We start from the raw sequence: 12582 nt of genomic DNA on the forward strand, positions 1-12582 counted from the left end.
ACGCGCCCTCGGCGAGGTACGGCTCGGCCTGCCTTCCGCTCACGTGGCTGAACCGGACGAGCTGACCTCCGAAGTGCCCGCAGGTTCGGGACTGGTGGAGATCCGCCAGAAGTTCACCCTGGCGCTTTCCTGGCACCGCGCGCGGATCGCCGCTGCGTACCTGATCACGGAGTTCTCCGATCCGCGGGTACGGGTGCGGGAGCTCTCGGGTGTGACGACCGGTCCCGCCACGGAGATGGCCGTCTCGGAACTGCCGCAAGGCTGCGGGTGGCTCGTGGGCGATCCGCTCGGAGTGGCCGCAGCGGCTCAGGCCGGTGAAACCAAGGTCAAGCTGTGGGTACCCCGGGACCTCGCCGAGCTGACCGGTGTCAACCGGCTCGACAGCACGATCCTGCGCCCGGCCTGGAGCCGTCGGCGGCTTCACGCGGGCACCAGCCCGGTCCCGTTCTCGGTCGCACTGCCACCCGGGTGGGCGCAGCGACCGTTGCCCCAGCCGCAGCCGGTCAGCAGCCGGAGGCCGGCGGTGCGCCTCTGCATGGCCGCCGACACCGAGCACTACGGACGGTTCACGACAGGAGAAGCAGCGCGGTCGCAGGAACGGCTTGTGGAGGTTCTGGCCAAGGCACGCCGCAACGCCGGGATAGCCGAGCCGGATGTCGACCTCCAGCCCTCCGGCGATGGCCAGTTCGCCATCCTGCCGACAGGCCTCGACGAGACGACCGTCATCCCCCGGCTCGTCGACGGCGTTCGCGCCGCGCTGGCGACCGTCAACGCCGACCTGAGCGACCGGGCGCGGCTGCGGCTCCGAGTCGCGCTGCACCGAGGGCACGTCGCCCCCGGGGTGAACGGCTGGGTCGGTGCCGTGACGGTCGGCGTGCACCGGCTGCTCGACTGCGAGCCGGTGCGCAGCAGGCTCGCCCGGGATCGTGCCTCCGACGTCGCACTGATCGTTTCGGACGTGCTCTTCAACGACGTCATCGTCGCCGGCACCGAAGGTCTCGACCCGGCGGATTTCGAACCGGTCGAAGCGGTCCTGCCGGACAAGGACTTCGCCGAACGCGCGTGGGTGCTGGTGCCGCGACGCTGACCCGCTCACGGTTTTTGGTAGAGCACCGGGACGTACCGACTGTGCGGGCGCTCGTCGTCCAGCGCCATCGCGTTCCGGCCCTTCACGAACGCGCGCTCGATCGGCAGCCCGGCGGCCAACGCCTGGTAGAACCCGACGCTGAAGAGCGTCGCCGACTCGTCACCCACCCAACTGCGCATGCCGATGACGTAGCTGATGTGCTCGGCGAGCGCCTCGGCCAGCTGCGCGCTGTGGCAGGCGTTGACGATCACGCATTCCACGATCGCCGAGACGTCTTCGAACACCGCTGCCAGGCCCGGGACCGACCACGGCCGGCTCTCACCGCCCGCGCCCTGGCCCAGGAACCGGCCGTCGTCGTTGCCGTGCCCCGACATATGCACGATCCGCGGCGAAAAGTCGAGCAGTGCCTGGGTCAGATCCGGCGCACGCAGCGCACCCCGTTCGTGGATCACGAACCGATCCCGGTAAACGCCGCCACGGAGCGCGTTGCGCACGTCCCGCAGTTCCTCCTCCAAGCCCACGCGCTGACTGTCGGTCGGGTTCGCGGCCAGGAACAGGATTTCCACGCCCCCGGACTGTTCTTGCCCCAGGTGTCCCACCGCGATCGTACGGCGTACCTTGCGCTCGATCCGCCCGCCGGGCCCGCCCGCGCACACCGCCGTGAGGTGCACGGGCACGGCCCGTCCCGGTTCTCTGGCGAGGATGTGGAATTCGAACGGCTCGCGCTCACCAGGCGGGAGGTGACCGAGCGGGACTACGACGCCCTTCGGGTCGACGGAGAACGGCCCTTCGAGTCCGAGCCGTCCCCAGGTGATGGTCGCGGCTCCGGTGTTCACGATCTCGCCTTTGATGCTGTCCCATTCCCCGCACGCGACGCGCGCCGTGGACAGTTCGATCTCGAAGTTCGGCGGCGCCGACGGCGGAACCACCACGGGCGCCGCCACTTCGAGCACCGCCTCGAAATCGGTGATGCGGTGCCCCTCCCCGAATTCGTCGCGGAACGAGAAGTTCGTACTGGTCGCCGCCCAGGAGCCCGGACGCAGCGGCCGAACCTTGACCGTGGCCGTCCACTCGGCACCGGCTTCGAGCCGCGGCACCGCGAACTCCTTGTTCCCGCGCAAAGCCGGAACCTGGGCCGGCAGGCGCAGCACGAAGTGGATGTTCGTGCACATCCGCAGTCCGTCGTTGCGCAGCCGCACGACGATGGTGGCGTCCTCGTCGACGTGGAGCGCGGTCGCGGTGACTTCGGCGCGGATCACCGCGACGCCCAATCCATCAGCGGGGCCCGGGCGTGGTGCGCCCGACGACAGCTTTCGCAGTGGATCGCGATCCGATCCGTGGGGATGAGTCCGTCGGAGTCGGTCGCCGCGAAGGCATCGTCGACGACGGCCAGCTGATGCTGCCGGCAAAGCCGCTTGCCGCAGTGGTGACAGACGGCGTCGATCACCACGTTCCCCTCGTCGTCTTCCCTGACGTTGCAGTCACTGCACTCCCAGGCCATCTCACTCCTCCCAGTCCTGCGTGCCGCCGTACCCTTTGTCCAGCTCGGCGATCTCGGTGTCTATGTGTGCGATGAAATCGCGGCAGGCCTCTTCCGAGATTCGTCGGTCCAGCAGCGCGTCCTCGACCTTTTCCCGGCGCTTCTTCAGGTCCTGGATTCGCACATCCGAGGCGGCGTCCGCCGGCCCGGTCCCGCGTCGGACGTACCCACGACCCGACCGCCGCTCGCGCTGCTGCTGCAGCGTCTCCGTAACGATGCCCTGGAGCCCGTACCAGACGGACTCGATTTCGTCCTCCATCTCCTTGCTGGCGAACGCGCCTTTGACGTTGAGCCGCACCTTGGTGCTCCCCGCCTCGGCACGGATGTCGCTGCCGTAGACCTCTTCACCGGTGAGGACGATGTGGAAGTCCACCGGGTAGACGCCGTGGTAGCGGCGGCCGGCGATGTCCCAAGCCCGGTTGACGAGGTCGGCGCGGCCGCGATCGCGCGGGGGGTTCTCGATGACGCGCTTCACGTAGTAGTCATCCCCGCTCATCGCATCCGTCAGGGCGATGAGCGTCTCGTGATCCGGGATCACGCCGGGGAACTCGTACGTCTCGGGGATCCGCACGGGGTCGTCCTTGCGCGGGTCCGGCACGACCCGGACGTCTTGGTACCGGACGCCGCTCAGGCTCAGCTCGACATCCGCGGTGACCTCGGTCTTGACGTCGCTGTGCGCACCGCCGCGCCGCCGTCCGCCGAGCGGCTCGAACACGTCGATCCCCTCCACCCCGGACAGCGCCCCGCGGAACGAGACGACCAGTGATCCCTTGATCACGTCGGTGAGCCTGATCTGCTCTTCGAAGTGGACGGCGAACGTCAACCGGCGTTCTTCCTGGTGGAGGGAAACCTGCTTCCATTCGATGAGCCGGCGACCGGTGGCCGGGTCCACCCGGCCACCGACCGTCGCACCCTCGACGTACTCGACGTTGCCCCAGGCTGCCGGCACCTGCAGGGTCAAGCGTTCGACACGATCGGCGTCGAGGCTCGACTCGGCCGACGGCCAGTTGCCCAGCCACTGCAGGTCCAGCTGGAGGGTGCGTTGATCGGACTCCGGCATCAACGCCGGAGTGAGCCACAGGGGAATCTCGCTGCGACCCGGCACCCCGGTGACCCGATGTCCCCACCGAAGCTGCCACTTCGCGCTGACCGGACCGTCTTCGGAGGCCAAGAACGGTTGCGCCCCGACGACGTCTGCCAGCGGGACGACCGGACCGCCACCCACCCGATCGGTGAACTCGAGCCCGGCCGGACCGCGAAGCACCAAGTAGCCCGCTGAGAACCGGACGTCTTCGCGGTCGATCACCCGGAACTTCCGGCAGTACTCGCGAAGCCGGTCTTGATCCGGACGGCCGAACGTCATCTCCGCCTTGATGTGGCCGTCGACCGGCGTCACCGACGTCCGGTAGGTGCCGTTCGCCTCGAGGACGAGTTCACCGCGCAGGACCTCCCGCATTTCGATCGAGTCGATGCTCGGCACGACCGGCAGCGACGGCCGATCGCGCTGCGCGGCTCGTTCGCGACGGCGATCCTCGTACCGGATCAGTCCGGCAGCGCCGGCGCTCCCGGCCATGAGGATCACTCCGGCGAGCGGGAGCAGGAACAGCACCGCCAGGCCCGCGGCGGCGATGCACCCCACCACGTAATACAACTCCCGCAGCGATACCCGCACGACGTGGTCGTGCTCAGCGCAGTGGTGCGGCTGGGTCCTCGACAGCCCCAGCCCCTCGAATTCGCTCGTTCCCATCGGTCTGTGGGCATGGCGCCCGCACAGCGGTCGCCCGCAGTGGTGGCAAACAGCGGAAATCTTGGCCGAGCCACAGCTGTGGCAGCGAACGCGGGGAGCGCGCTCGCGGAGTTCATAGGGCATGTCGGTGGCACTCCTCGTCGAGTTCCCGGCTCACCGCAGCGCGCGGATCCGGTCGAACCGGTCGCGGACCGCAGCGTGGAGCGCGTTCATTTCCCGGGTGACTGCCCGGCTCGCGCGCGGCAGTTCGCCATACATGAAAACCTTCAGCTCTCCACTGGGCAGCTTGCTCGTGTACGAGTGGCCGCCCGGCTTGTGCACTGTGCGCTCGGTTTCGTGGTTGCTCCCCTCGACGAAGATGATCAAATTCATGGTCTCCGGCCCCTCGGTCCGCTTGGCGCGCCCCTGCCACCGCCGTACGCCGCCTTCTCCCGGCTTCTCGGTGAACGCGACGTCGAATCCCCGGTCGTTCAGCGCGTTCTCGATGTCGGCGATCCGGGCTGCCTCCGGGATGACCTCGTCGAAGTGCAGGTGCTGATGCGGTTTGAGCTTCCGTCTCGCGAAGGCTTCGCCCAGGATCACGTGGACTCGCGAGGTCAGCCGGCTGCACTCACGGTGGCTCTCTTCGGTCAACCGTCCGAGGCTGTCGAAGAGCCGGCTCCGCATGCCCGAAAGCAGGTAGTCCGGGATTTCGATCTCGACGGTGCCGTCGAGGCTGGGCTGTCGGTACAGCTCGCCGGGCTGGCGGATGGAAACCACCATGTCGTCGCTCACGAAGCGCAGCTCGTCGTCGCGTCGCTGGTTGTCGCGGTCCGCCTTCATGGGTACGTTCCGCCACTCGATGGTCCGATCGACCGGGTTGTAGATGATGGGCCGGTTCTCACTGCTCACACCACGCTGTTCGACCTGCAGCACGTGCAGCGAAGTGATCGTGGGCCAGTCCAGGGAGATCCTGTCGACCACCGGCTCCGGCACTGTCCGGCCGCCTTGCCAAGGGATGATCAGCGTCACACGTACCCGCAGCCACAGGTAGGGACGGAAGTTCGGCTGCTGCGAAACGTGGACGAAGTCCGGCGAGTCCTGCGTCGTGATAGTGCCGCCGGCCGTGTCCGGGTCGAGCAGGTCGATCCGGACGTTCACCGGCTCGACCTCGAGCAAGTCACGCCGGGGCCGGTACTCGTGCCAGATCACCCCGGCCTCGCGGTCTCGGCGCAGCTCGCGGCCCCCGCCCGGCGCGTCGGCACCGGTGACCGGTACTTCGATCGGCAAGGCCCCGTAACTGTCGTCGAGGCCCAAGACCTCACCCAGGTCGGTGTGCTGGTGCCCGCTGAAGGCGAGATGGCCGATCACCGCGCTCCGGGGCAGCCTTCCACCTGCTTCAAGGACGGGCTCGACGTCGGCACAGGCTTGCCGGGTGAAGTGGTCGGCGCCGTCGAAAGGCACCACGATCTCGATCCGTCCGGTCGGCGCGCCGACCGGACGGATCGACGGGTTACGAGAAATCTCCTGCTCGAACTGGTGGCTTTCGGTCACGGTGACCTGCTCCGGATGCGCCCTGGCGAACAACCGGTCGCCGCTCGCCGGGCCGGCGCGCCCGGTGGCGAGCGCGCTGACCACGGTGCGGAACTTTCGGCGGAACAGGTCGCGAGGATTCGGCATGTGCGCTCTCTTCGGACGGCTCTTTCGAGCAGCTTCACGCGGAGATGACGGGCGTGGCTCACCCGGAGGCGGGGTTCAGGTGTCCTCCCAATGGCGGTCGCGGCAGCGGCAGAAGACTGACGTGGATCACTCTGTGACAGATCGCGACGACCGACGCCGTACTAGTACGGGATTCCGCCCGGAAGTTCCCCGAATCGGCGGAGGCCGGGAAGATCGATGATCAATACGCGCCGGTAGTGGCGCCCGAGCACCCCTTCCGACTCGAGCCTGCGGAACGCCTTCTCGACCGTGCTCAGCCCAGTGCCCGCCATCGACGCGATCTCGGGCTGTGACAACGGAACCCCGACCTCCCACCCCGCGGCGGTGGTCGAGCCGTGCTGCTGGACGATGTCGAGCAGCACCCGCACCACGCGGATCGGCGCCGGGCACACGACGTAGTCGACGCTCCTGCGGTCCGCGGACCGCAGCCGCTCACTGAGCATCCGGGCAACCGCGAGGCACGTCTCGGCATTGCGGGCGAGGAAGTCGGCGAGCTCCGTGCTGCGGATGATCCGGGCCTGCACAGCCGAGCAGGTGATGACGTGCGCCGATCGTGGGCGATGCTCCAGGGTCGCCATCTCCCCCAGCAGGTCGCCCGGGCCACGCACCGCGATCACGACATCGCGGCCGCGCTCGGTGTCCACGACGACCTTGACGGCTCCGTGGAGGACCAGCAGCGAGTACCGAGCCGCGTCGCCCTGCCGGATGATGCGCTGCTGTGCCGGGTAGCTGACCGGGGTTCCCAGATCGAGCAGGGCGTCGGCGTCCCGCCGGCGAAGCCGGCCGAGGAGGGACCGTGGCGGCCAAGGCGGGGTCTTCACGGGACGTGACTGTGCCTGGCTCCGGCGTGGCGAACCCCGTGCAAGAACGGGATTGCCGGGCTCAGTCCGGCAGGCCCGCGAGAAGGCGCAGCCGCGGCAGGTCGAGGATCGTCATCTTCCGGTAGCCCGTCTCGAGCACCGACCTGCGCCGCAACTCGGTCAGCGACTTGTGGACGGTGGGCTCGGCGGCGCCGATCAAGGCCGCCAGCTCAGGTTGCGAGAGCGGGAACCCGATCTCCCAGCCACGCGTGGTCCGCGTCCCGTGAGACCGCGCCAGCGTGACCAGGACGCGAGCAACCCGGACCGGGACGTCGTACCCGCTGAAATCGATCCGCCGTTCGGTGGCCCATCGCAACTTCGCCGCCACGGAGCGGCTGACCGCGACGCCTGCATCGGGGTGGTCCCGCAGGAACGCCTGGAAAACGGCTTGGGTCATGACCCGGGTGTTCACCAAGCCGACCGCGGTGACGGTGGCCGAGCGCGGCGCGCTGTCCAGCCCGGCCAGCTCTCCGATCAGTTCACCGGGCAAGCGAACGGCGAGCAGCGCCCGGCCCCCGTCCGCGGTGTTCGCCGTCACCTTCACGCAACCGGACAAGAGCAGGATGACGTATGTCGTCAGCTCACCTTCGAAGACGAGGACCTCTCCGGGCCGGAACCGGCGTTCGACCCCGACCCCGAGCAATGCCTGGACCGTCGCCGCCGGCAGCGCGGCGAAAAGGCCCGGACCGGCCGGTGTCGTGTCCACTTCCGTCACCTCCCGCTCCGGCCACCCCAACAGGACCAGCCGGGCGATCACCAGGACCGCTACCCGTTCGGCGTAGCGCTAGTCCGGGAGCAAGGCACCGTGTCGGGTCTCCATCTCAACCACCAGCTCCTGGATGAGGGAGCGCTGTCCGGCCGAGAGCGCCGCATCGGCCAGCCGCTCTTTCAGCCACAACGCGATGGCACCGGGTTCGCGCAGGTGCGCGGGCGTCGCGGGACCGGGGACCCAGTCGCGCAGCGTGTTCTTGGCCGCGGCGTCCAGTCGTCCACCGTCGCCCGGCGCGGCTTCGACCACCGCGATCCAATCGCCGAGGTAGCCCAGGGCGATCGCCTTCCCCGCCGCGACGCTGGGGTGCAGGCCGACGGGGTCCACCCCTGCCAAGATCCGGCGTGCGGCGTCGCCGTTTTCGCTCTGCCGGGCGAGCTGCCCGTAGGCAGCCAGGATCTCGGCCAGGGGTGCGAGCTCGAGCAGACCGTACTGGCCCGAGAGAACCGTCGACGCCGACTCACCCAAGCTGCGGTCGGAGACGTACTCGACGATCTCCGGCAACCCTTCAGCCAATCCGGCCGAGCACAGAGCCAACGAACGAACGGCCGGTTCGTCGCTTCGGTCCGTCAGCAGGAACCGATGAGCCGCATCGCCGAGTTCTACGTGGTCGCCGGGGCCGCCGTCGAGGGCTGTGCAGGCGGCGGCCACTTCGGCGATCGCCCGGCCCTCTCCCTGCGCCAGCAAGGCGTCCAACTCGTCACCGCCGGGACGGGTGTGCGCCAGCATCGTGATCCACGGCCAGCACAGGCGAGCCTGGATCCCGCGTTCCCGAAGCCTGCGTGCGGCATCCCTGCTGACCCGGAACCCGATGGCCGGGTCGGCCTGCACCAGGGCATGCGCCAAGGCCGCGAGGCCTTCCATCCGGCCCCCGTCGTCCTGCTCGGCGAGCTGCTCGACCAGTCTGGACGCGTGTCCGACCGCCTCCGGGGATCTCACGGCTGCCGCGGCGATCAGCAACACCGCGATGCGTGAGCTGCTGTCGGCGACGAACACCAGTTCGTCGCGCAGCCGCGGGTGGTCGGCCAAGATCCGGTAAGCCAAGGTGTTGGCCGCTCCCGTGTCGAACTGCGCGAGACGCCGCACCGCGCTCAGGTCGACCGGGACATCGAGGGTGTCCCCGATCCGGTCGGCGACCTCGTACCGGATGCCGTAGGAGAACAGGCGTGGCACCAACGAGGCCAGGTCGTCGAGCCGTTCCAGCAGGCTGAGCCGTTCGGCCCGCGCCGCCTGGATCCGGTCATCCACTGACAGCTTGGGAAGCGTCCGCTCCACTTCCTCCAGACGTTCCGAGACCAGCACGGGGCGTCGAGCGCGAAGACTTCGGGGCAGCACGACGTGCAAATACGACAAGGCGTCGTCCGCTGCCTGGGCCACGCGGTGGTCGACTCCACCGGCAAGAGCGGCGAGCAGTGGATCGAGTCCTGGCAGCCGCCGGATCTTGACGATCCTTATCGCCTCGAGGAGGACATCTCGGGGCCCGTTCGCGTCGAGGATCCGGCCGAGCAGATCCTGAAGCCAGTCGGCCGGCAGCGAGATGTCAGCCGTTGTCGACGGCAACGGCTTGGTCAGCACGTCCAGCGCTGCGCAGATCAGGGCAGGCGACACTGTTCGGGAGGTGAACCACCGCGTGAGCCGCCACAGCGCATCGGGCGTTCCCAGCACCCTGAGCGCTCCGACGGCGCTCAGGCTCGCGAAGCGTCCTTGAGCGCGGTCGGCGAGGATGGCTGACTGGGTGCGGACGAACTCGGCGCAGTACGGCAGCGCGGGCCGCAGAGCCAGGAGGCGGGCGGCGAACCGCGGGTCACCACCAGCCACAGCGCGGACGACGAGGTCGACCACTGCGTCCGGTACTTCGGGCAGCAGGGCGGCCATGAGGGACACCGGCCGCCAGGCGAAGCTTCGGGCACGTTCACGCAGGACGTCCTCGGAAGCCTGCGTCAGGGAACTCGCCGCGAAGAAGTCACGCTCGATGCCCTGGGTGAACAAGACCTTCTCGCCATCGCGCCGGACCACGCCGCGTGCGAGGAACTCGTCGATCCCCGCCGGCGGAGGCACCGGTCCGCCGATGTCGATGCTCGCTTCCGCGGCTTCGACGAGACTGGACGTGTCGAGTCCGACCAGCCGGGCGTTGAAATAGTCGTGGTAGACCTCCGCGAGGCGAACCGTGTTCCTTCCGCTCTCGACGACGTCGAGGTACATCTTCAACAGGCCAGGGGTGGCGCCGCCGAGGGCGTTGAGTTCGCGCCTCAGGCGAGAATAGTCCCTGACGGGCAGCATCCTCGTCCCACGGAGCAGGCGCATCGAAAGACGTGGTGCCCAGGCACCGAGCTGCACGACTTCGAACCCGGCTCGGTCCGCCCGGTCCTGATTCCGGGACGCGATCACCAGCGGCGTGCGTGGAAACCGGTCATGCAGTTCGGCGAGGCGGTGGAACAAGTGTCCCCGCTCGGCCGGCGGGACGTCATCCTCCCCGTCGACCAGCAGCCGGACCGCGCCGAGTACGAGGGCTTCCCTCGCCACGCCCAGGCCATCCGCTCCCCCGGCGAGAATGCGGCGCGCCTCGATGAGCCGGGGCAACCGACGGGTGGTCGTCCCGTCTTCGGGACGGACGACGTCCATCGCGGACCGGTAGGCAAACTCCCGGAGCATGTGCGTCTTCCCGCTGCCCGCGCCGCCCACCAGGACGAACGACTCCGGCAGTTTCGCGGGGACGACGTCGACGAACTCGTCGTGCTCTCGCGACAGTTCGATCACGGCTTCGCGAGCCTCTGCCGAGAAGTGCCTGGTCACGTAACGGTCACGCAGCTCACGGAGATCCACGTCATCCGCCGGCCGGTTCGTGCGGTCGGCAGCGGACACCAGCCCGGCGATGACGTCGACGACGTCCCGCTCAGCCGGATCGGCGAAGCCGGCCACTCCCTCGAGCACATCGCCCGGATCCGGCCAGTAGGCGAACGGGTCGTCGTCCGCGAGCCATTCGGTCGCCACCGCCGCCGCGGCGTGCACCGCGCGGAGCTTGGCCGCGGTCTGGACCTCCCCGTCCCACTTCGCGGTCCGGTAAGCGGCGAAATGGAGCTGCGCCAGGTAGTCGCGCCACGCGACCACATCCGGCGGGTACGAACGAGCCGCGCTCGACCGGATCTTCGCCATGATCCGGAAGGCGACTTGTGCCCGCCCCTCGAGTAGATCCGCGAGCCGCTCGTCCGCCTCGGGTTCGTGCAGCCGGGCCGCCAGCGCCAGCAGCCGTTGCACCCGGACGAGCTCGTTGTAGGGCAGCTCCGCGAAGACGTCACGGATGAGGCTAGTCTCCAGCCACGCGGCGTCGGCGAACACCGGGTGCTCGTCGGTCGTCCTGGCGAAGTCGATCAGAACCGGTCGGCCATCCACGCACATGACGTTGCGTGCGTTCAGATCACCGTGCACGACGCCGCGGACCCTGCCGAGCTCGGGATCGGTCAACACGCGCAGTAGCCCGCGCGCCGGGTCGGCCGTGCGGGTGCCATCGGCCACGACCGCACCCCCCACCCGCTCGACGCGCTCGAAAGCCTGGTCGAACCGTGCGCGGCGGTCGGCGAACCTGGTGGTGACAACCGTACCGGCGATCGGGCCTTCGCCCGGTGGGCGCTGCACGACCCGCACCGCGGAATGAGCCGGGTCGGCCAGCCGGATCGGACTGCCTGGCGTGAAGCCCTCGCCGCCGAGGGATGACTGGAGGACATCCTCCGGGTAGGACAGCTGCGCGGTCACGGGGCCGGGCTCGACCACCAGGTCAGGTCCGAGCGCCGGGTTGAGGTCGCGCAGGCTTCGTTCGGCTCGCACCACCTGCCGGTTGTGGAAGGGCGTCGCCATCGCCGCGAACAGCGCCATGATCAGTTCCTGGGCGAGCACCAGCTCGTCCGCCCCGCCGTCGAACGCGGTCCCCACGACGTCCTCGAGGGTGATCGCGGGCACCTCCGACCGACCGGCGTAATCCTCGACGTGCGCGTAGACGACCGCCTCCGTTTCACCGGCCGGTTCACCGTCCCCGCCCGCGCCGTCCGTCACCTCTTGAATGGGCGCGCACACCGCGGCCGGGTAATCGCCGAGGAAACGGCGGAAGTTCGCGAACTCGCCGGCCATCTCGGCGGGGGGCCCGATTTTCACGACGCGCTGACGACGTTCGGAACCCGACCGCAAAACGACGTCGAGAACCAGGGCACCACTGCGGCCACCACCGATGACCCGACGTATCCTGACCGATTCCACCGGGCCGTGCCAGCCGTCCCGGGAAGTCGCGATCCGCAGTACGGCATCGTAGATCTTTCCCCTGGCACCGTCGGGAAACGGGAAGTCCCCGGGAACGATCTCGGGAATCAAGGACATCGACACCTCCCCGTGTGGTGTGCCACCTTACACAACGAAGAACCGTCGTACCCACGATCGGAGCCGAAGTGTCCGAAGAGCACAACCGCAAACTGTGGGCCGATATCTGCATCCGCCTGCCGCGGATCCGCGACGAGGCGAACGTGGTGCAGGAACGCGGCCGTTACGAGGAGCTGCTCGCGGACACGCGCGCGGGTCTCGACGCCTTGGCCGGCTGGAACGCACTGACGCAGAAGATCGACCGACTGCTGCGGAATGAGCGCACCCAGGTGATCCGCGAGGGCGACGCGACGGCCGGGAAGACGCCCACGTGGCTACGCGGACAATTCCGCATCGCGCACCGGTGCCCGCTCGGCCATTGCGGTCGCCGTGTCGTGGCCCCGCGCGGCAACGCTCCCCGGTGCGCCCTCTTCGAGACCGAGATGGAGCCCGACGACTCGTAGCGCGATGCTCCATCCGAGTGAGCCGGACCGGAGTCCGTTGCATCGCCGCGAGACCGAGCGACTGCCAGCCGCG

9 protein-coding genes are annotated in these 12582 nt (G+C 69.0%); 2 read left to right on the forward strand and 7 right to left on the reverse strand.

All coding sequences use genetic code 11. The features are described 5' to 3' along the window. Window positions 1–43: 43 nt before the first annotated feature. The gene (locus SD460_RS27110) at window positions 44–1087 is read left to right on the forward strand and encodes a hypothetical protein (protein ID WP_290054900.1); all 1044 of its coding nucleotides are present in this window, start codon (window positions 44–46) and stop codon (window positions 1085–1087) included. Window positions 1088–1092: 5 nt separating this feature from the next. On the opposite strand, the gene SD460_RS27115 is transcribed toward SD460_RS27110, so the two are convergent. The 7 genes from SD460_RS27115 to SD460_RS27145 all read right to left on the reverse strand — a co-directional run bounded on the left by SD460_RS27115 (window position 1093) and on the right by SD460_RS27145 (window position 12066). Further along, window positions 1093–2346 carry a CHAT domain-containing protein gene (locus SD460_RS27115; RefSeq protein ID WP_290054902.1) on the reverse strand — a complete coding sequence of 418 codons (1254 nt, stop codon included), beginning with the start codon at window positions 2344–2346 and terminating at the stop codon, window positions 1093–1095. After that, window positions 2343–2537, reverse strand: coding sequence for a hypothetical protein (locus tag SD460_RS27120; RefSeq protein WP_290054904.1), 195 nt, complete (start codon window positions 2535–2537; stop codon window positions 2343–2345). The genes SD460_RS27115 and SD460_RS27120 overlap by 4 nt, the downstream gene beginning before the upstream one ends. Window positions 2538–2589: 52 nt before the next feature. Beyond that, window positions 2590–4374, reverse strand: a complete 1785-nt coding sequence (locus SD460_RS27125) for a hypothetical protein (RefSeq protein WP_318306908.1) — start codon at window positions 4372–4374, stop codon at window positions 2590–2592. A gap of 153 nt (window positions 4375–4527) precedes the next feature. After that, window positions 4528–6033: a hypothetical protein gene (locus SD460_RS27130; protein WP_318306909.1), complete on the reverse strand. Its 1506-nt coding sequence runs from the start codon at window positions 6031–6033 to the stop codon at window positions 4528–4530. A 161-nt stretch (window positions 6034–6194) separates the two neighbouring features. Then, window positions 6195–6893: a Crp/Fnr family transcriptional regulator gene (locus SD460_RS27135; RefSeq protein WP_290054914.1), complete on the reverse strand. Its 699-nt coding sequence runs from the start codon at window positions 6891–6893 to the stop codon at window positions 6195–6197. Between the two features lie 61 nt (window positions 6894–6954). Continuing rightward, entirely contained in the window at window positions 6955–7638 is a 684-nt protein-coding gene (locus SD460_RS27140) for a Crp/Fnr family transcriptional regulator (RefSeq protein WP_290054917.1), read from the reverse strand. A gap of 78 nt (window positions 7639–7716) precedes the next feature. Further along, entirely contained in the window at window positions 7717–12066 is a 4350-nt protein-coding gene (locus SD460_RS27145; protein WP_290054920.1) for a hypothetical protein, read from the reverse strand. A 68-nt stretch (window positions 12067–12134) separates the two neighbouring features. Here SD460_RS27145 and SD460_RS27150 point away from each other — a divergent pair, with 68 nt between their 5' ends. Continuing rightward, on the forward strand, window positions 12135–12509 hold the full coding sequence (locus SD460_RS27150) for a hypothetical protein (RefSeq protein WP_290054923.1): 375 nt from the start codon (window positions 12135–12137) through the stop codon (window positions 12507–12509). The last annotated feature ends 73 nt before the right edge of the window (window positions 12510–12582 follow it).

The organism is Amycolatopsis solani, assembly GCF_033441515.1.
Taxonomy (GTDB): domain Bacteria; phylum Actinomycetota; class Actinomycetes; order Mycobacteriales; family Pseudonocardiaceae; genus Amycolatopsis; species Amycolatopsis solani.